The sequence below is a fragment of the Bacillus sp. S71 genome (assembly GCF_016625265.1).
Taxonomy (GTDB): Bacteria; Bacillota; Bacilli; order Bacillales; family Bacillaceae_G; genus Bacillus_A; species Bacillus_A cereus.
Map to the genome: position 1 here is coordinate 141,422 of NZ_JACVUW010000003.1, position 19,528 is coordinate 160,949.

A 19,528-nucleotide genomic window follows, 5' to 3' on the forward strand; every position below is an offset into this window, starting at 1 on the left:
ATCAATATTGTTCTATCTATAGGATGTATAGGTAAAACCAATCTATTTTATAGTGAAAACAACTATAGTTACGACCTATACAAATTATAGATAATTTAGAATTGATTAATGAATCAGTTTTCAAATACTATAAATTTGTATAGCACTTCATGTTCTGTGAATGCTGCTATGACCAATATTATTGGTCAGCTTAGTTATAAACGAAGAAACTTATGATAGTATTCGACTATTTAAACTTTCTTCGATTACTTAATTTTTAGGAGGAATACATAATGACTGATCTCTATTCTCGTATTAACAAAGATGATGCTGTCGTTCTTTTAGTAGATCATCAAACTGGTCTTATGTCCGGACTAGTACGTGACTATGGTGTTGATGAATTCAAGAACAATGTTTTAGCTCTTGCTCATACTGCTAAGTTTTTTGATTTACCAGTTATTTTAACAACAAGTTTTGAAAATGGACCTAACGGACCTTTAATGCAAGAATTGGTTGATCTCTTTCCTCATGCACCAAAAATAGCTCGACCTGGACAAATTAACGCATGGGATAATGATGATTTCGTAAAAGCAATCGAAGAAACTGGAAAAAAGCAACTTATCATCGCGGGCGTAGTTACGGACGTTTGTGTTGCTTTCCCTGCACTTTCCGCTATAAAAGCTGGATATGAAGTATTTGCTGTTACTGATGCTTCAGGAACTTTCAGTAAACAAGTTGCAGATGCTGCAAATACTCGTATGGCACATAGTGGTGTGCAACTTATGAACTGGTTTAGCGTAGCTTGCGAATTACAACGCGATTGGCGCAACGATGTCGAAGGTTTTGGCAATTTGCTTGCTAGCAATCTTCCAGGCTATCAAAATATAATTGGAAGCTATATGGGCGCGCAGCGAGATCTTAGTAAACAAAATGCATAATAGCTTTTCTTTCAAAAAACTAGATAGTATACATTTAGTGCTGATTAAATCAGCACTCTCTTTTAAATTAAAAGGTATAGCAAATATTTTATTTTTACGATTACAGGTTTAATTAACAGAAAATATATTTTTTCAATAATATTAATTTTAAACAATTAAAAAAGGAGCTGTTTATTATGAGTAATTTAGAATTGTTAAATCCGGAGAACAGTGCATTAATTTTAATTGACTTTCAACCTCAAATGACTTTTGGAGTTGCAAGTATTGATAGACAAACATTGATAAATAACGTTATGCTGCTTGCTAAATCAGCAAAAACTTTTAACGTACCTACTATTCTTACTACAGTTGAAACACGCAGCTTTTCTGGTTATTTTTGGCCACAAATTCTTGATATATTCCCAAACCATGAAATTATAGAACGTAGTTCAATGAACTCTTGGGAAGATCCGAAATTTGTTGAGGCAGTTAAAGCAACCGGTAGAAAGAAATTAATATTTGCAGCACTTTGGACTGAAGTTTGCCTTGCATTCCCTGTGCTTGAAGCAATTAAAGCTGGCTATGAGGTGTATGCAGTTGATGATGCTTCAGGTGGTACTAGTTTGACAGCACATAACGCTGCTATGCGTCGTGTAGAACAAGCTGGTGCAATTCCAGTGACAGCAATTCAAGTTTTACTTGAATACCAACGTGACTGGGCACACAAAGACACTTATGATGCTGTAATGGAGATTGTAAAGGAACACACTGGTGCTTATGGTCAAGGTGTAGAATACGCATATACTATGGTGCATGGCGCGCTTCCAAGCAGGAAAATATGAAACAAGAAGGAGTAGCTGTCGAAGAGACTTATACAGGGAACACGATGGATGCTGGCAATCCAGTAACAACGATTGTTACATGGGAAATTCAAGAAGGTAGAGAAAAACAGTTTGAAACATGGAGACATGAAATTGAGGCTGCGGCTACTAAATTCCCAGGACATTTAGGTGTAAATCTAATAGTCCCAAGTAACGAATCCAGAGAGTATACTGTTATTTTTCGCTTTGATACGTATGAGCATCTACGTGCTTGGCAAGAATCAGATGTTCGCCGGGATTTGTTAAAAACGGCCGAGCAATTTCAAGCCACTAATCCAACTTACAAAACTGAAAGCAGTTTGGCTTATTGGTTTGTTACTCCGAAAACGCCAGTTCCACCTCCAAAATGGAAAATGTCTATCGTTACCCTTCTGGGTGTATGGCCTCTTAGCATGTTAGTTCCTAAAGTGATAGGACCTATTATAAAACATATGAATCCTATTATGTCAGCTTTTTTTGTTTCTGTATGTATAGTGTCCTTGCTATCATGGGTAGTCATGCCGATTTTCGGTAAATTATTTCATCCATGGTTACAAAATAATAGAAAGTAGACGAGGTGTGAACATGAATTTACCGGATATGATCTTATATAACGGAAAAATTACTACCCTTGACCCTTCTCAGCCTGAGGTATCTGCTATCGCCATAACTGATGGTTTAGTCACTGCAGTAGGTGGAGATGAGATTCTTAATAGTGCCACGGAAAAAACAAAAAAAATAGACCTAAAAAGAAAGAGAGCTATTCCAGGCCTGAATGACTCTCATATACACGTTATTCGTGGTGGTCTGCATTATAATATGGAATTACGTTGGGAAGGCGTGCCATCACTTTTTATTGCTCTAGAAATGCTCAAAGAACAGGCAAGGCGTACACCTGCTCCTCAGTGGGTAAGAGTAGTTGGAGGTTGGTCTGAATTTCAATTTAAAGAGAGACGGATGCCAACATTAGAAGAGATTAATGCTGTTTCTGAAGACACGCCTGTCTTTGTGCTACATCTTTACGATAGAGCACTTGTAAATCGTGCAGGGCTACGTGCACTGGGATACACGAAAGATACCCCAGACCCTCCAGGCTGTTTAATTCAGCGGGATAAAAGAGGTAATCCAACGGGCCTTTTAATTGCTAACCCTAACGCTTCTATTCTTTATTCAAGTTTGGGTAAAGCTCCAGTACTTAATCTTGACGACCAGATTAACTCAACTCGCCATTTTATGCGTGAATTAAATAGATTAGGTATTACAAGCGCCATCGACGCAGGTGGTGGTTTCCAAAATTACCCTGATGACTACAAAGTTGTTGAACATTTAGCCGAGAAGGAACAATTAACTTTGCGTATTGCTTATAATCTATTTACGCAAAATCCTAATCATGAATATGAAGACTTTGCTTCATGGGCAAAAATTGTTTCTCCTGGTCAAGGAAATGATAAGTATAAAATGAATGGTGCCGGAGAAATGTTAGTATTCTCGGCAGCCGATTTTGAAAAATTTCAAATGCCACGGCCCGAACTAGCTACAGTAATGGAAGCCGACTTAAAGAAAGTAATTTCTCTATTGGTGGAAAACCGTTGGCCATTCCGTTTACATGCAACTTATGACGAGTCAATCACACGTTTCTTAAATGTATTTGAGGAAGTTAACAGAGAAATTCCTTTTAATGGGCTACGCTGGTGGTTTGATCATGCAGAAACAATCTCAGATCGTAGTATGGAACGTGTTAAGGCTTTAAATGGCGGTATTGCCATCCAAGACCGCATGGCTTTTCAAGGTGAATACTTTGTTGACTTATACGGAAAGGAAGCTGCAAAGCATACTCCTCCGATTTATCGTATGTTAGATCTTGGTATACCTGTTGGCGCCGGTAGTGATGCAACCAGGGTTTCCAGCTATAACCCTTGGGTCGCTCTTTACTGGATGGTTGCCGGAAAAACCATTGGTGGTCTTTCCATATACGATGAAAAAAATAAACTTGATAGAAAAGTAGCCCTAGAATTATATTCAAAAGGAAGTGCGTGGTTCTCTGGTGATGAAGGTAAAAAGGGAACCCTTGCAGTAGGTCAGTTTGCTGATATTGCTGTATTGTCTGCTGACTACTTTACTGTGCCAGAAGAAGAAATCAAAGACCTTGAATCATTACTTACCATTATGGGTGGGCAGGTTGTTTATGGAAATGATGAATTTAAAAATTTATCACCTGAATTGCCGCCAGCATCACCTGATTGGTCACCGACGGGCGTTTATGGTTATGGTGGTGCTAACCTAGCAAACACTATACTTTCTCACGATTCCCATGATAACAAGTTACATAGTTGTAGTAACCCTCTCCATCAACACACTCATACCGTAATAGGAAAAGATGGAACTAAATGGGGGATTGGTTGTACTTGCTTTGCTTTCTAAATCAAAACCACCGGTATAATGCCGGTGGTTTTCTTTCTACAATAAGGATATGTAGATTCAAAATAGCAGTGTATATCCCCATATGGAATCTGTTACTATGCGATAAGACCAAAGAATTGATTGATTAACTTAACTTGTTTTTGATAGCCTTCTCTCCTTGCAAAGTCTGTCCTTTTTTCCTTAATTAAAAGTCAATGGTATCCCCCTTTTTGATCGACTACACCACACATATAACCCCACTGTCCTTTGACTTTATTATAGATTTTAATTTTTCCAATTGTTACACTAGAATCATTATTATTTCTATTACACTGATACTTTTTGAGAATCATTTAACTTCTGCATAAAGATGCGTGCTGCAAAACTTAAAAATTTATCATCAAAGTGTATAAGATTAATATCTTGACTTGGTGTTGGATCAGTAATACGAACTATGCTCAAAGTATCATTATTAACAAAGTTAACCAGTGAAAGAGGTATTATGGCAACCCCATGTCCATTGTATACAAGGCTCAATAGAGAAATAGAAGATTTTGTTTCTATATTTGCTTCAGATAAAGATAACCCTAAACTCTCACAATATATCTTAATAGATTCACGACAACTACATGAAACCATTACTCTACTGATCCCTACTAATTCTCGAAAAGAAACAAATGATTTTTCATTCAAAGGATGATTTTTTGGAATGACAAGGACGAGCTCTTCACTATACAAAAGGGTGTTTGTTAATGTGTCTGGAATTTGAGCACTACGTGTAATCCCGAAATCAATATTTTTGTCAAAGATTTGATTTACAGCAACTTCGGATTCTATAATCTTTACTACAATGTTGGGATAATGTTGTTGAAACTTCATAATATAAGGTGTTAAATAAGTGAGATCCTCTAATAGACCTCCTATAGTAATCACACCTCTTTTTACACCCTTTAATTCAAAAATTTCATTATAAACGTCATCAAATTGTTGCATGATAAATTTCCCTTTATCAAATAGCAGCTTACCCGCTTCTGTCATTTTGATACCTCTTCCAACTCGATGAAACAAGGGTGTATCAAGTTCACCTTCTAAAACTCGTATTTGTTGACTTAAAGTCGGCTGTGAAATACCTAGAACTTCCGCAGCTTTAGTGAAACTATTATTATTACAAACTTGAATAAAATACTCTAAATGACGTAATTCCATTCTTGATACCCACTCTCCGCTTTATGAAAGATTTATAATTTAAAGGACGATATGTATACGTTAACATAACAACTTTATTTCATATTATACCGATTGAAATTACACGCTTTATTCATTTTGTATTATAATAAATTTACTACCATTTATTAATTTTTCCTCCTATTTATTTAAATTATATTTAATTAGGACATTACTAATTCGAGATATATTTCTAAAGATTTATAGTTCTAGTGCATAATACCCTAATTTTTTCAACTTTTCGATTATCATTTTTTTCTCAATATAGTCCAAACCACCAAATATTTGCTGAATCGCCTCTTTATGCTGAGGAAAAATAATATCCATTAGTTCAATACCTTCTGAAGTAATTGACGCATACGTGACACGGCGGTCTTTAGGACATGGTTTTCGTATTAAGAACCTCTTCTTTTCCAACTTATCCACTACATACGTGATACTACTACTTGCAAGTAATATTTTATCTCCAATTTTTTGTATAGGCTGATCGCCTTTACTATACAGTAGCTCAAGCACTGCAAATTCAGTTGGATTAAGTCCATAACTTTTTATATCCTCTTCAATACGCTTAGTAATTGACTGTATTGCCCTAGATAATATAACAAACAACTTTAAAGATAAGCTCTCATCGTTAATCACGCTCATAATTACCAATCATTTACAAGTTATCTTGAATTCGAGATTCATTATATTATCGTCAAAATATTATGTCAATCATTCATTTTAGCTTTATCAATCCATTTATAATTTATTTCTCAACATATGACATATGGAATTAGAAGAAAACAATTGTTAATATATAAGTATCTCAATTACGTTATTTCTTTTAAAGAGAGCTTGTTTTTAATCGCAAGTTCTCTTTTGCCATATTCTAAATTGAATTCGGACAAATTTCAGATGATGAGTCTGCCCCCAAGTATATGATATAGTTTTTTTAACAAAGATTAGAGCCCTCCTACAAGAAGGAGGGCTCTAATCTTTCATATAAATATTCACCATTTTTATCATTGCGAGGACATCAAAACTTTAACTTGATGGGGATATGGTGCTATCTCAATTAATAAATATTACAAACCATATATCTATCATATTTTTTATAAACAGGATTAATTAGATTTAAAAAAAGATTTCTTTTTCTTTACTCGTAATAAGTCACCTGTCCATCCTTTGAATCGCATATACATATACATACCCGCTGTTGTGAAAATAATAAATAAGAGAGCGATTAAATAGCTATATTTCCATTCTAGTTCAGGCATGTATTTAAAATTCATACCCCATAATGCTCCTAAGGCTGTCAAAGGCGTACTCACAGCAGTTAATACAGTAAGAGCTTTCATAATTTCATTCCCACGATGAGAAGAAACAACTTCTTGTAAATGAATCATCGTGTCTAATTCTTCTTGGTACTCTTTAACAAGTTGTAATCCACGCTCTAATTTTACGTGTGTTTGTTTATAACAAAGGGTGTTTGTTAATTTTTCTAACCAAGCTTCTTTTAGGCCTTGTAACACTTCTTGTATTAAGCGAAACACATGTGTGTTCATAAATAATTCATGACGAATATGATAAATCCTTTCTAAAACTGCTATGTTATTATGATGATAAAAATCCCATAATACATTTCTGAAATTGTTTTCAAAGTAGTCAACCTTTCGCAAATAGTGAGATATAAACATTGATAAGATAGCACATAATCCTTCAGCGGAACTGTTACAATTTTTTGTACCCATAGGGAAATTATGTATTAATTTTTGGAAATCCTCTTCCTCTTTTTCCTGAACTGTTATCAGTATTCCATGAGCTACGAAATAATGAAGAAATTTTTGAATTTTGGCGTCCTTTTTATCTTGATCATATAAAAACGAACCATATACACAAGTTTGACTTGGTGATAACGTATAAACATATAATCCATTTTCACAAGGAGAACGTATTTTCTTTACAAATTGAGAGAAATAAGATGTTACATCACGAGGGATTATAGAAGAAAGTTTTTCAAACTCACTAGTTTTCACATGATACCAACTCCATTTCGTCATTTCTATGCATTCCATATTATTCTTCCTTTCTAAATAGTTTTATATTTGATCGAATCATATCCGTAATATGAAATTTGTATGTAGGTATTCATGTATTGGAGGAAAAGTTTTTAGATCATCTAAATTACAAAATAAATGACATAGGAGGTCTTATTCTTTTAAAAGGAAGACCCCCTATATTAGTTATTTTTATTCTCAATTTTAAACATTTCCTCTATACAAGCACTTTTTATCTTTTCTTATAAAGAATTTATTATATGTGGAAAAGAAGCTACATAATTTGGCACGTCTATTCAACGAACTCCATTTCAGTCGTTATTATAATTTAGATTCATATGCAGATTGATTGGTGATGTCGTCAAATACTTGACTTCCAATAATATAGTATCCATGAAGTGCAGCCTCTTTCGAAGCGTCTACCATACGGAAAGAAGAAACTTCACCTTGCATTTTTTCAATTCGTTTTTTGTGGAGATCTACTATTCCTCCTGTCCAAATGATAGTATCATACTGTTCTAACGTAAATTGTTCTTGTAATACACGTATGACGTCTTGGAAGTGTGCATCCAACTCTTTTTGAATCAAAGTATGAACCTGACTTGTCTCATGATTTTCTTCTCGACATTCATATCCTTTTTCTAATATGTTTGGCATGTCGTTAATATGCAATTGATTACTTTCACCCTCATAATTCTGCACGATATTCTTAATATTTTTCAAAGGCTTGCTACATCCTAGTTCCGTCTCATAATGATTTAAAATGAGATTCTGTTTCATATCTGTCATTTCTAATGTACGAAATCCACCATCAATAATTAAGATGCGATCTCGTTCCTGAATGATTCCCTCTTTTAAGAAATAGGCATGTAAAGCGACCGGTTGCTGAAGAATCAAAGCATTTTCCACCGTAATATGAATAAATTTCCCATCAATTTGCACGGAAGTTTCTTTTTTTAGTGCACGTTGTAATTGCTCATGCTGACTACCAAAACAAGTGATGGGAAGCCCGGTAACAACTAGAGGTAACACGACATTTTCTTTATAATCCTTTGCAATGCAACCAAATACTTGTTGTTTAAATCGTTCGCTTTCATAATAATTTTCTATTTCATCGTCAAATGGAGGAAGAAATGAAGCGTCAGATTGATGTGCTTCATTTCCCATGTAGTATGCAAAGTCTAAGTCTATAAAACTTACCTTTGTTAAATCTTCACTTTCAGCATGATTAGGTACAGGGGCTAGTGTGGAAGCTTCACTCTTGATTGTCATCTCAGAATCTACAGCCTGTCGATATGCCCTTTTGGTAAAGCCAATTCCTACATCAATTGCATACAGAGATTTCATACTTTTTTCCTCACTTTCTATTTTTAGAGTTAAATCTAGGCACTCTCTTCTTTCCCTTCTTTCACATATTTCTTTTCATTTTTCGTTTTTTCCCCGTCTAAGTTCTTACTATTTTCATTTATTTCGTAATCCTTTTCACCTGTTTTCTTTTTATTATTTTCGTTTTCTGTTAAGTCTTTAATGGTAGAAATGACAACTGGTGTGGCTGTAAGCAGTTGTGGTAATGTTTGTTTTGCAACATTAGCTGCAGTTACAGAAAATTGTTTACTTGTCTCAGTTACCTTCTCCAATGTTTCCTTTATGTTTCCTTCTTGTAGTTTTTCTTTTACGCTTTTTCCTTTTGTTTGTATAGCTTTCCGATTTTCTTTTTTTAATAGGGAGACTATGACTCCGGTCGTAATTCCAATCACAGTATATTTAAATATTGTATGTTTCATTTTTCTCATCCTTTTCTATTTTTATTTTCTTCAATGCTACAACCTAAAATAATTACCTTACCTATTTATCAGATGTTGCAATCTATTACAGAGAATGATAGTTTTGCGGCTGCCTATCATTCGCCATTGGTACTTCAGCTGTTACTAGGAGTAAAATCTTCCCTTGATCTAGTTTTTCTTCATATAAGTTAGCTTCCTCCTTCGACAACCCCATTTCTTCCATTTGATTTCGAAGTTCGTCCCCTTTTTTGGAGAAAAAGTTGATAATACTTGTTCCCAATCCTTGTTCTTTTACTCCAATCGTATTTGTGTTTGTATCATCCGCAATCCTTTTTGTTATATGTTTTTCATGTGCTAAAACATAAATGTCATCGTGGCGAACCCCTTGCAATTCTAGCTCTTTTACTTTCATAACTACTTCCTGTTCATTTTGATATTCATAAACTACCGTTTTTCTTTCATTCGTATGCATCGTATCTTTCCTCCTTTAGATTTTTTATTTTTTTATTTAGTTGTTATGTAATATGTAATACACCTATTTTAAAGATGTTAAACCTAAATTTTCAAAAAATTTTACACAATAGGTTATTCATGTTTTTAATATCAAAGAAATGTCACAAGAACTTTGCTTTGATAAAAGCGCTCCAAATAACGATTTGTTTGGAAGGTAAGCCCATTGTTTTATAGAAATCATAGAAAAATAAAAAAGCACTCCTTTTCAAAGAGTGCTTTTAAAAAACATATAACCTAATAAAAATATTTCTATTTTGATTACGGAAAGAAAGTCTTTATTAAAACATATGGTTGCTAATTTAATTGCGATTTGCCTTGCACCCAAGTAACAATATCATTTAAAACATACTCAGGGATATTAGTAGGACTATAATATTCATCTGGCTTACTTATTCCCCCATCCTCCTCTGTAAAGAAATGATTTAACTTTGGATATAGTCGATAATCTACATTATCTCGTTCTTTTAATTGTTCTTTCCAAAGAGGAATTTCAATTTTTGATTGAACTTGATAGTCTCGTTCTCCTTGAATAATAAAAAGCGGTGTCTTTTGTTCTTTTGACATTTCCACTGCTTTAATTTTATGGATAGAATCCTTACTTCACAGGATTTTTTTGCTGTTTTCACTATATCCTTACTATACAAATGAAAATATACAACGATACTAAATATACAAACTTTGCATAAAAAAATGATTTTATAGTATCTTTTTAATATCCATGTCCGCCTTGCCAACCACCATGTCCGCCCGGCCAACCACCATGTCCACCTTGCCAGCCACCATGTCCGCCTTGCCAACCACCGTGTCCGCCTTGCCAACCACCGTGTCCACCTTGCCAACCACCGTGTCCGCCTTGCCACCAGCCTGCATAGCCTTGTCTCTGTGAGTTCATTCCTTCGCATCCCTTCTTATTAAAAATTCAAATACTGTAACTGGGTATTCTCTAAATATAATTATGTATCCCAAAAATAAATGTATCCGCAAACATCCCGATTATTGGTAAAGTAATTATCTAATGAAAAAACATTTATTATTGCAAATCTAAGCTCTATTATTTTTTGCTTTTCCAAAATTTTTTCGCTATTTTATTAGCATAATACTTTTTAGATTCAATTTCATCATAGTTACTTAGTATTAGAACAGACCGATCATTACTTGCGATCCTTTTTCAACATTACATCAGAATCCATAGTTGGGCTTTAATTATACAAAGAAAACGATACTTCACTATTGAAGTATCGCAAAAAAACTATTTACTTACATTATTATGACTATAACCCTATCCGGTATTAGTTACTCACCTAAAATTGCAAATGGGCTAAATGATTCATAATGAATCAATTCCTTTTCTATACTGTGTTCTTTTAATACTGGAGCCGTTGACTGCACAATTTGTATTGTTTTCTCGTCAATCATAAATGGTACATCCCTTCGTATACAATGTCTTTATAAAACATTAGCATTATTTGAAATTTACCTTTCATAATTTCATTTTTTACTTTTAACTTCAGAATATCGAATCTTTTTTTATTATGGATCTAAACTGATCCAATAGTGATTCTGGCGCAATTGCTCTGAAGTTTTTACACTAGAACCTTCTTATTTACGCATTGAAAAATGTTACCTATAACGGAAAAGCCCAGATAGCGATGTGGCTGCACTATTATTAAAGGCATTTCTCCTTCTAAAACAGACAGTACTTGCAATCTTAGTACGGATCACAGTTGAATTCATGTTACTTAATCGTACCCATTCCACCAATTTTAATCTTAACCTTGACGTTTACATCGCCTTTTGCTAATTCGTTACCCCAATTATTTTGTATTTTTTTCCATTTTGGATATGTGTATGTTCTTGCATATCCTCCAAGCCCAATAGGATCAATTTTGGCGGTTTGTATTTTTTGTATTAATTGCTTGAAATCAGCTTCTAGCTTAGTTTCAATCGCCTTTTGTAATTTGGCTGCATCCTTTCTAGTGTTAAACGAAAAAAGTCGTTCTGTAATACCGATTCTCATCTTTACATCTACATTAAATATAAAATGATCATCATATCTTGCCTTTGTCTTTACTTTAATACCATAGGCAGTAAAACTTATCAAATCTTTATCTTGACTATCTGAATTTAGCTTAATTGGAACTGTAAATGGTAACTCCCCTGCAGTTCCTTGTTGCAAAATGCGTAAGAGTTTGTTTTCATCAGGTTTCAGTGTTAATTTATACTTTCCTTTTTCATCCAATAAGGCTGTACCTGTCACCCATATTTTATTCTTTTTTTTCAGTTCAGTAATATTTGCTGTTAGCCCTTTGTCTGCTCTTTGTTCATATAATTCTTGAAGTGTTGTTTTCACCGTGATATTTCTTAAAAAAGCGGTATCAACTAGTTTTGTTAAATATATAGGAAGCCTTGGTTTATCTTTTGGACTATAGAAGATGACGTCTGAAACAGGTCCATCTACAGCGACAACCCTTGCGGTAACTGTATTTTTGGGATCACGGTAAAATGGATCAAGGTAAATTTCCCAGTTTTTTTGTTTCAGTAGCCTTTTTCCAACTAAAATAACCTGTGTTTTACTTCCGGCGGTAAGTGCCATAACCGTAGCATCAAATTTGTCTCTTGCTTTTCGAACCGTAGCAGATTTCACACCAGTAGTTTCTTCTTTTATTTTTGCTTCTTTATTGAAAACAGGGCTTGATATATACACTAATAAATTATCATTAGGATCTAAATCGATACCAAGAATAAGAGTAAGAGAAACATCTTCAACATTTCTTTGATCGAAGCATCCAGTCATCAAGAACACTAATAACAAAATACAACATAGTACTTTTCTTTTCAATGTATTCTCCTCCGGCGAAACTTCTCATATAGACAGCAATACAGCCATAAAATAATAGGTAATATATATGTTACTCCTAATCCAGTATTCGATAATACCTGTTGCCAAATTTCAGATTCATTCCAACTAGGATGAGTCCAAAATGTGAATCCGATAATAAGCAATAAGAGAACAACTACATGAGAGCTGTGATCTTGTTTTCCAAGTAATTGGCTTGAACAAAATACAGAACAGTATAGGGCAGGGATCCATGATGTGGAAACAATGGTTAAGTAAACAGCCAATAAAATCATGTCAAAACGTTCTAAAAAACGAAATTCAATTACTTTCAGTAAATTTATTACCGGTTGATTATATTGCGTAATGCTATCAGGGCTAAAATAGGCAAAGCAAACAATAGTAGCAAATAAATAAAATAACATCGTTAAGGTGTTTGCTATAACCATTCCATGGACTGCATACTGTTTTTTTTGTAAAAATGGATATAAAAAGAAAGCAATATCAAACCCTAAATAAGCATAAACAGTGCTTGGTACAGCGGTTAATATCGGTTTCCACCCTTCTTTTAAAAGCGGAAAGAAAGGCATCCAGCTTCCATTCCCTATAAGAGGGATTAAAAAAAATATCGGAATCCAAAGCGCCATATAAAAAAAAAGTTCGGCGTACCGTCCTAAAATACTAGGACCGTTACGTGCAACAAAATAGGTAGGAATCGAAAACAAAAAGATAACGATAAAGTCAGGCGTTTTCGGGAGAAGCCATCCCTTAAGGTAAAGCATAGCGTTTATAAGAACGATACAAGAATAAAAAGCGAAGTACATCATGTAAATAACAACGAATGCTTTCCCTACTATTTTTCCAAACAATCGTATAAGAATATCATAAATCGTATCCTCAGGATATCTTGCAGCTGTTTTCACTATAAACACACCTGATATTGTGGAAAAAATCCAACCAATCAATATAGCTATCCATCCATCTGTTCCAGCCTTTTCTGCAAGCACACGTGGAAGCGATAAAACGCCAGTGCCCACCTGCACTCCATTAATTAAAATAATATACTGCATAAGAGTGATTTCATTATAGGCATACTTTTTCATAATTTCACCTTTTATTACGATTCTTTCCTTGTCGAATAGTTTGATCGGTTCCATTCCCCTTAGGACGCCTTCTTATTGTCCATAAAGGAAAGCGTACAAAAACATCTTTCATATCTGCAAAACGAAAGGGTGCTAATGGTGTTCCGTAAGAAGTACCTAGCGATTTAAGACTACTTAGATGCCCAATTAAAGTCATCCACCCGATAACAAGTCCTACAATTCCAAATAAGGCAGCTGCTAGCATCATTGGAAAGCGTAAAAGTCTTACTGCCGCTCCCATATCATAGTTAGGGATAACAAAAGAAGAGATGGCGGTAACAGCAACAACAATAATCATAATATTGCTTACAATTCCCGCCTGAACAGCCGCCTGGCCGATGACAATACCACCTACAATTCCAACTGTCTGACCAATCGGAGTAGGTATCCGTAAAGCCCCTTCTCTCATCGTTTCCAATGTTATTTCCATAAGTAACGCTTCCATAACTGGAGAAAAGGGTACGCGCGTTCTTGATTCAGCAATAGATAAATATAGCTCTACAGGAATAACTTCAAAATTAAAGGAAATAAACGCAACATAACTCGCAGGCAGAAATAAAGCAACCATAAAGGCGACAAAGCGAAGCAACCGAATAGACGAAGCAACTAACCACCTTGTACCGTAGTCATCGACTCCTTGAAAAAAGGAAATAAAATTTGTTGGAGTAATTAACACATTAGGTGAATGATCCATTACAGTTACAAATCTACCCTGTAGAATGTGAGATACAGCCAAATCAGGTCTTTCAGTTAATATAAATTGTGGAAACGGTGAGTAAGGGTGATCTTCAATGAATTCTATAAGTTCGCCATTACTAGCAACAGCGTCGATTGTAATATTTTGAATTCGTGTTTCTAATTCCTTCAGCACATCTTCAGAAGCTACATCTTTCAAATATAAAATAGAAATTTTGGTTTTGCTCCGTACACCAATTATTATTTCTTTTATCGCTAATTCACGATGAGGAATATATCTTCGAATCATTGCGATATTTTGACTTCCAGTTTCTATGAAAGCTTGATGTGCTCCTTTTAGAGCTATTTCGTTATGTGCGTCCTCAACACTTCTTTGTGGCCACCCTTTTGTATCCAATTGATGTGCTGTTGTTCGACTGTGAATTAATAAAACACTATCTCCCCCAAAAATAGCATTTTCAATCTGACTTAATGTATTAATAATCTTAATTTGTCCTAACGGAATTGGAAGTTCTCTATTAGTATCAAAATCAATATTCATCAAAGGACTGAGAACATGATTTTGAATCAATTCTTTATCTGTTAATCCAGATAAATATACTAAGGCTGCTTCTAATCCACCTACTGTTATTTGAAACTGCCGAATTACTAAATCAGGCGCTTGACGAAATATATTCTGAATATGAGCTATGTTTTTGGATAAATCAGCGTCTAAGAGGGAGTCTTCAATATTTTTTTCCTGAAAATGAGTATTGTTTCGCATTGAACATGACTTAGGGTTGTCTCTATATTTTAAACGCCTCAAAAATTTAGCCATGATTCCCTCACTTTCTATGTACCTTTTATAGTATGTTTAGTATGCATATATTAAGGAAAAATATCCTAATAGTTCCTACAATTACACTTTTAAGACATTAGATACATTTCTTGCTGTCTTTTTTACTCATGTATTCCTTTTTGTTGTTGATGTAACTTTTCAATTGTAACTGACACACATCTGAAACTCTAAACCCTCTCTCTTCCCTAACAACTACTAATCGTAAAATTTCAGAATCTAAATTGTGTAAATTCCCCAATACTCGCTACCCTATAAAGATACATGTTTAACATGTTGGTGATATTTTTTCTTTTCTCTTCTATATACTCTAGTAACATAATGTTTGGTTAAAATAACCTTTAAACTCTTTTTAAGAAAAACTTAAGAAAATCTCCCTTTATTCATAAGAAATTTTTTCTATACTGAAGCATGTAAATGAACAAGAGGAGAAACGATAATGAGAAAATTTGTAATTTGCATATTAGGAATAGGCCTTCCTATATACTTACTACCTTTCATATTACGCGGGGATTTAGACAGATTTAATCCGATTGCTGAAGAAAAAAATGTATATGCCGTTGCGAAAGGATATGGTGTTCCGGATTATCATCATAAAGGAAAAGCTATGTACTCACTAAAAGCTGTTGATGAATTAAGCAATGAAAAAGAATATAATGTTGGAACGAACACGCCTAATGATTTTATAAGAAAAACTTACTTAAAAATTCATGTAAAGGGAAAGTATGTGTATTCTTACGATATTATTTCTAAAGAGGATATTCCGGAGAAAATAAGGGGACAATTGGAGATAGCAAATAAATAAAAGAGCCAATTCATACGAGTTGGCTCTTTATTCTCTCTTCCATCTACCGCTGAGAGAATTCTTTCGGTAGATTTATTAAATTCGTTATCATTGTTTCAATAACCATTCTTCAATTACTTTCACTGTTTCATCTCGTTGTGCTTTTGGCGTAATTAAACTCGCATTATCACCTTTTTGCTCACCATACATGCCAAAATGAGCATGATTGCCCCCTTTTATCATGTGCATAGTTGTATTTTTTGACATAAACTTTTTATTGTTCTCTATTTTTTCTACAGTTGCTAAAGCATCTACTTCTCCGTAAATTGATAACATTGGAATCGACTTAGTAGAGAAGTCATCTGCAGGATAAGAACCTAAGAAAATAATTCCGTCTACCTTTTCTTCATGTTGAAAGGCATACCTAGAAATCATAGCTCCGCCCATTGAATGCCCAGCAACATACCATTTTTGAACTTCAGGATACTGTTCAATTACACTATCTACCTCATTTATTCCAAATATCGCTAAGTTTAATGGTAACTTAGGCATTACTACAAAATGCCCATCTTTTGCAAGTGCTTCTCCTAAGTAACTATAAGCCTCCGCTTCTACTTTAGCTCCTTGATAAAAAATAACCCCTATTTTAGCATCTTTCTCTCCAAAAACTATATAATTTTCATCTTTTTTATCATCTACTAAAGACAAAGCCTCTTTTGTTGGTTTGTAAGTAAACTGAGACCACGTTAAAAAAGTAACACTTCCCATAATTAAAATACCTAGTAAAGAGTACAGAGTAATTTTTATCCATTTCTTCACATATATGCCCTCCCTAAGATGTGTATATTCTATACTTTAGATTACCATTACTAAACGTAAAAACTCGAGCATTTTCATTGTGCTCAAGTTTTCATTTACGTCTTTAATTTATACTATAAATTGTCCAAGATAAATATGTAGCAAATGTAGCCCATAAAAAATATGGGATTAGCAACCATGCTGATACTTTAGATAAATTGGAAGAAAACATAATGAGAAGTAACGTAGTAATAGCGACTAGTAAACAATCTACTGTTGCTAAAAACAAATTCTTTTGGCTAAATTGAAAGTAGCTGAACGCTTGATTGAATATATAATTTAAAAGGAATAAAAACCAAAATGTTTTTGGCTTGAATCCATAGTTGTTGTAAAAAATTGCAACTGATAATGCAATAAGTCCAAATAATACAGCCCATATCATTCCGATTGTCATACCAGGAGGTGTCCAAGACGGCTTTTCTAACGCATCATACCAAGTACGATCAATAGGGAATAAAACACTAGAAACATAAAACAAACCATATGTTAGTAAAAATACTATAATACTAGATTTTTTCATAAACATTCTCCTTTTTACTAGAAGATTATAGAAACTTTATATGATTAGTATGTCCTTGTAATGGATAAAATCCTAATATTTAAATTCCAAATACATATTGTTTAACCTATTTCATACAAATTCTTTCATACTTTTATATGCACAAAGGGCTCTCTCTCGTGCTGCCTTATGATCAACAATCGGATAAGGATATGTATCCCCAAGTTTTATATTGGATTTTTGTAAAATACGCTCAGGTGCTTCCCAAGGTTTATGTATATATTTGTTTGGGATATCTCTTAATTCTGGTACCCATCTTCTTATATACTCTCCATTTTTATCAAACTTTTCTCCTTGTGTGATGGGGTTAAAAATACGAAAGTACGGTGATGCATCTGCTCCGCTTCCAGCAACCCATTGCCATCCCATTGTATTATTTGCAATATCAGCATCTAGTAGTGTATCCATAAACCATTTTGCTCCTTCTTGCCACGGAATTAACAAATGCTTTACAAGAAAAGAGGCTACAGCCATTCTTGCCCGGTTATGCATAAAACCTGTTTGCCATAGTTCTCGCATTCCCGCATCAATAAACGGATAACCCGTTTTCCCCTTTTGCCATACTCTTAATAACTCCTCTTCCTTATCCCACGGGAAATTTTCAAAGCTCTTATTAAGAGGTCTATATACTGTAAATGGATAATGATATAGTAAATAATAAGAAAACTCTCGCCAAATTAATTGACGTATAAAGCTATTAACTTGTTTTTCAAAAAGACTACATTGTCTTTCGGTACTTTTATTTATTAAGTAATGAAACATTAGCTTTACTGATATTTGACCAAATGAAAGATACGGTGCCAACATCGAATGGACATTTTGATCTGGAAAATCTCTTCCTTCACTATAAGAGACTAATTTGCTAGAGAAAAATTTCTTGAATGTTTTATATGCCCCTTCTTCTGTCGGATCCCATATTACTTCCATATGAGATGTCCACGGTATAGTCGGCAACAAGTGTAATTCTGAAACAGATAAGCTTGCTGGTAAAGAGTTTCCCCACTTTATACTCTGCACTCTGCTAATAGGTTTAAGTATTACCTGCTTTTGAAATGCATTGTAAAAAGGCGTAAACACCTTATATTCAGTGTTATCTTTCTTTTTAATAATCCACGGTTCTAATAATAAATGCGAATTAAATTCTTTACAGATAATACCTTTATCCTCTAACATCATTTTCATTTTTTGATTAGATTGTAATCTGTCCGGATCGTAACAAATATTCCAATATACAACTGTTATATCTAATTGTTCTATGAGAGAAAGTATTTCTTCCTCCGTACGTCCTTTACGAATTATTAAAGTAGAGCCCAATGCCTCAAGTTGCTTCTTTACATCTATTACAGCATGGTGCAACCACCACTTTGCCGCACTTCCTATTGAAAAAGTTTCATCTTGTATATATACAGGAAGAACCTCACCAGACTGAACAGCCTCAAATAGAGCTGGGTTATCATATAAACGAAAATCTTTTTGAAACATAACAATAATTTTATTTTGCATGGCTATCCTTTCTGATTTTTAAAACATAATAAATTTTATTATACAACAGCAATTTTTACATAAGAATTTATTTGTCTTTAATAAATTAGTTAACTTTTTCAACTATTTTTTTAGTAGGAATTTTAACGACCGTTTCTTTTCCCCTTGTTCTATCAATCTTGAAACCATGAACTTTAACATCAGACGGTACTAGTGGATGATGACAAATCATATCTATACTCTTCTCAATATTTTCACTAACATTTTCTTTTCCACTTAGCCATTCATCAAGGCTACCATTTGAAAATTCAGGCATGCAATTTTCAAAGAGATAATCTAGTTCCCTGTTATTTTTTATGGAATCACGTTGAATTTGTAGATTAACTACATCAGTTTCTTTATCCTCTATTCCTACAACAATAATTTCTTCAACATTTTCTTGATAAATAGCAATAATAATAGATCTCATTATATCTCCATAAGGATGTACAATTACAGAATCGTAGCTGTGTATAGTCAACATGTTTTCTTGTTGAATGTTAGTTACTTGTTGGATAATAGGCTCTATTCCATGTTCAATGTCTGTTAACAATAAAACTTTTTTATTCTTTGAATTCATA

General features: G+C 33.9%; 20 protein-coding genes and 1 pseudogene. 5 read left to right on the forward strand and 16 right to left on the reverse strand.

Going from position 1 to position 19,528, the window contains the following annotated elements:
- The first annotated feature begins 272 nt into the window (after positions 1–272).
- The 4 genes from ycaC to IBT51_RS07715 all read left to right on the forward strand — a co-directional run bounded on the left by ycaC (position 273) and on the right by IBT51_RS07715 (position 4,177).
- Entirely contained in the window at positions 273–917 is a 645-nt protein-coding gene (gene ycaC, locus IBT51_RS07700) for an isochorismate family cysteine hydrolase YcaC (protein WP_000131213.1), read from the forward strand.
- Between the two features lie 176 nt (positions 918–1,093).
- Positions 1,094–1,738: a hydrolase gene (locus IBT51_RS07705; protein ID WP_000067162.1), complete on the forward strand. Its 645-nt coding sequence runs from the start codon at positions 1,094–1,096 to the stop codon at positions 1,736–1,738.
- Complete coding sequence (locus IBT51_RS07710) at positions 1,735–2,328, forward strand: antibiotic biosynthesis monooxygenase (RefSeq protein WP_000806856.1); 594 nt, start codon at positions 1,735–1,737, stop codon at positions 2,326–2,328. The genes IBT51_RS07705 and IBT51_RS07710 overlap by 4 nt, the downstream gene beginning before the upstream one ends.
- Positions 2,329–2,341: 13 nt before the next feature.
- The gene (locus IBT51_RS07715) at positions 2,342–4,177 is read left to right on the forward strand and encodes an amidohydrolase (protein WP_023522384.1); all 1,836 of its coding nucleotides are present in this window, start codon (positions 2,342–2,344) and stop codon (positions 4,175–4,177) included.
- 306 nt (positions 4,178–4,483) lie between these two features.
- Here the strand turns inward: IBT51_RS07715 and IBT51_RS07720 are convergent, their stop codons facing one another.
- The 12 genes and pseudogenes from IBT51_RS07720 to IBT51_RS07775 form a co-directional block, all read right to left on the reverse strand.
- On the reverse strand, positions 4,484–5,362 hold the full coding sequence (locus IBT51_RS07720; protein ID WP_200458196.1) for a LysR family transcriptional regulator: 879 nt from the start codon (positions 5,360–5,362) through the stop codon (positions 4,484–4,486).
- Positions 5,363–5,581: 219 nt separating this feature from the next.
- Positions 5,582–6,025 (reverse strand): MarR family winged helix-turn-helix transcriptional regulator, encoded by a 444-nt coding sequence (locus IBT51_RS07725; RefSeq protein ID WP_016122794.1) that lies wholly within the window; start codon positions 6,023–6,025, stop codon positions 5,582–5,584.
- Positions 6,026–6,486: 461 nt separating this feature from the next.
- The gene (locus IBT51_RS07730) at positions 6,487–7,437 is read right to left on the reverse strand and encodes a magnesium transporter CorA family protein (RefSeq protein WP_200458195.1); all 951 of its coding nucleotides are present in this window, start codon (positions 7,435–7,437) and stop codon (positions 6,487–6,489) included.
- Between the two features lie 303 nt (positions 7,438–7,740).
- The gene (locus IBT51_RS07735; RefSeq protein ID WP_200458194.1) at positions 7,741–8,766 is read right to left on the reverse strand and encodes a ParM/StbA family protein; all 1,026 of its coding nucleotides are present in this window, start codon (positions 8,764–8,766) and stop codon (positions 7,741–7,743) included.
- Positions 8,767–8,801: 35 nt separating this feature from the next.
- On the reverse strand, positions 8,802–9,203 hold the full coding sequence (locus IBT51_RS07740) for a hypothetical protein (RefSeq protein WP_000683238.1): 402 nt from the start codon (positions 9,201–9,203) through the stop codon (positions 8,802–8,804).
- Positions 9,204–9,288: 85 nt separating this feature from the next.
- Complete coding sequence (locus IBT51_RS07745) at positions 9,289–9,675, reverse strand: YflT domain-containing protein (protein WP_000557321.1); 387 nt, start codon at positions 9,673–9,675, stop codon at positions 9,289–9,291.
- 335 nt (positions 9,676–10,010) lie between these two features.
- A pseudogene (locus IBT51_RS07750) lies at positions 10,011–10,310 on the reverse strand (alpha/beta hydrolase); the annotation flags it as partial.
- Positions 10,311–10,425: 115 nt separating this feature from the next.
- Entirely contained in the window at positions 10,426–10,608 is a 183-nt protein-coding gene (locus tag IBT51_RS07755) for a hypothetical protein (protein WP_200483275.1), read from the reverse strand.
- Between the two features lie 401 nt (positions 10,609–11,009).
- Positions 11,010–11,132 carry a flavoprotein gene (locus IBT51_RS07760; protein ID WP_000564622.1) on the reverse strand — a complete coding sequence of 41 codons (123 nt, stop codon included), beginning with the start codon at positions 11,130–11,132 and terminating at the stop codon, positions 11,010–11,012.
- A gap of 319 nt (positions 11,133–11,451) precedes the next feature.
- On the reverse strand, positions 11,452–12,555 hold the full coding sequence (locus IBT51_RS07765) for a Ger(x)C family spore germination protein (RefSeq protein ID WP_069355881.1): 1,104 nt from the start codon (positions 12,553–12,555) through the stop codon (positions 11,452–11,454).
- A complete protein-coding gene (locus tag IBT51_RS07770; protein ID WP_053565489.1) occupies positions 12,552–13,655 on the reverse strand; it encodes a GerAB/ArcD/ProY family transporter in 1,104 nt (367 codons plus the stop codon). The genes IBT51_RS07765 and IBT51_RS07770 overlap by 4 nt, the downstream gene beginning before the upstream one ends.
- 4 nt (positions 13,656–13,659) lie before the next feature.
- Positions 13,660–15,207, reverse strand: a complete 1,548-nt coding sequence (locus tag IBT51_RS07775) for a spore germination protein (RefSeq protein WP_200458191.1) — start codon at positions 15,205–15,207, stop codon at positions 13,660–13,662.
- A gap of 457 nt (positions 15,208–15,664) precedes the next feature.
- On the opposite strand from IBT51_RS07775, the gene IBT51_RS07780 reads away from it, so the two are divergent.
- A complete protein-coding gene (locus IBT51_RS07780; protein WP_071731969.1) occupies positions 15,665–16,030 on the forward strand; it encodes a YxeA family protein in 366 nt (121 codons plus the stop codon).
- Between the two features lie 87 nt (positions 16,031–16,117).
- On the opposite strand, the gene IBT51_RS07785 is transcribed toward IBT51_RS07780, so the two are convergent.
- The 4 genes from IBT51_RS07785 to IBT51_RS07800 form a co-directional block, all read right to left on the reverse strand.
- Positions 16,118–16,828 (reverse strand): alpha/beta hydrolase, encoded by a 711-nt coding sequence (locus IBT51_RS07785; RefSeq protein WP_089171379.1) that lies wholly within the window; start codon positions 16,826–16,828, stop codon positions 16,118–16,120.
- Between the two features lie 103 nt (positions 16,829–16,931).
- Positions 16,932–17,387 (reverse strand): TspO/MBR family protein, encoded by a 456-nt coding sequence (locus IBT51_RS07790; protein ID WP_200458190.1) that lies wholly within the window; start codon positions 17,385–17,387, stop codon positions 16,932–16,934.
- A 111-nt stretch (positions 17,388–17,498) separates the two neighbouring features.
- Positions 17,499–18,929: a cryptochrome/photolyase family protein gene (locus IBT51_RS07795; RefSeq protein ID WP_200458189.1), complete on the reverse strand. Its 1,431-nt coding sequence runs from the start codon at positions 18,927–18,929 to the stop codon at positions 17,499–17,501.
- 85 nt (positions 18,930–19,014) lie between these two features.
- On the reverse strand, positions 19,015–19,527 hold the full coding sequence (locus IBT51_RS07800; RefSeq protein WP_097987684.1) for a carbonic anhydrase: 513 nt from the start codon (positions 19,525–19,527) through the stop codon (positions 19,015–19,017).
- Position 19,528: the final 1 nt, after the last annotated feature.

Coding starts and splice junctions, on each gene's coding strand:
- ycaC (WP_000131213.1), top strand. CDS start 273: ATGACTGATCTCTATTCTCGTATTAACAAAGATGATGCTGTCGTTCTT.
- IBT51_RS07705 (WP_000067162.1), top strand. CDS start 1,094: ATGAGTAATTTAGAATTGTTAAATCCGGAGAACAGTGCATTAATTTTA.
- IBT51_RS07710 (WP_000806856.1), top strand. CDS start 1,735: ATGAAACAAGAAGGAGTAGCTGTCGAAGAGACTTATACAGGGAACACG.
- IBT51_RS07715 (WP_023522384.1), top strand. CDS start 2,342: ATGAATTTACCGGATATGATCTTATATAACGGAAAAATTACTACCCTT.
- IBT51_RS07720 (WP_200458196.1), bottom strand. CDS start 5,362: ATGGAATTACGTCATTTAGAGTATTTTATTCAAGTTTGTAATAATAAT.
- IBT51_RS07725 (WP_016122794.1), bottom strand. CDS start 6,025: ATGAGCGTGATTAACGATGAGAGCTTATCTTTAAAGTTGTTTGTTATA.
- IBT51_RS07730 (WP_200458195.1), bottom strand. CDS start 7,437: ATGGAATGCATAGAAATGACGAAATGGAGTTGGTATCATGTGAAAACT.
- IBT51_RS07735 (WP_200458194.1), bottom strand. CDS start 8,766: ATGAAATCTCTGTATGCAATTGATGTAGGAATTGGCTTTACCAAAAGG.
- IBT51_RS07740 (WP_000683238.1), bottom strand. CDS start 9,203: ATGAAACATACAATATTTAAATATACTGTGATTGGAATTACGACCGGA.
- IBT51_RS07745 (WP_000557321.1), bottom strand. CDS start 9,675: ATGCATACGAATGAAAGAAAAACGGTAGTTTATGAATATCAAAATGAA.
- IBT51_RS07755 (WP_200483275.1), bottom strand. CDS start 10,608: ATGAACTCACAGAGACAAGGCTATGCAGGCTGGTGGCAAGGCGGACAC.
- IBT51_RS07760 (WP_000564622.1), bottom strand. CDS start 11,132: ATGATTGACGAGAAAACAATACAAATTGTGCAGTCAACGGCTCCAGTA.
- IBT51_RS07770 (WP_053565489.1), bottom strand. CDS start 13,655: ATGAAAAAGTATGCCTATAATGAAATCACTCTTATGCAGTATATTATT.
- IBT51_RS07775 (WP_200458191.1), bottom strand. CDS start 15,207: ATGGCTAAATTTTTGAGGCGTTTAAAATATAGAGACAACCCTAAGTCA.
- IBT51_RS07780 (WP_071731969.1), top strand. CDS start 15,665: ATGAGAAAATTTGTAATTTGCATATTAGGAATAGGCCTTCCTATATAC.
- IBT51_RS07790 (WP_200458190.1), bottom strand. CDS start 17,387: ATGAAAAAATCTAGTATTATAGTATTTTTACTAACATATGGTTTGTTT.
- IBT51_RS07795 (WP_200458189.1), bottom strand. CDS start 18,929: ATGCAAAATAAAATTATTGTTATGTTTCAAAAAGATTTTCGTTTATAT.
- IBT51_RS07800 (WP_097987684.1), bottom strand. CDS start 19,527: ATGAATTCAAAGAATAAAAAAGTTTTATTGTTAACAGACATTGAACAT.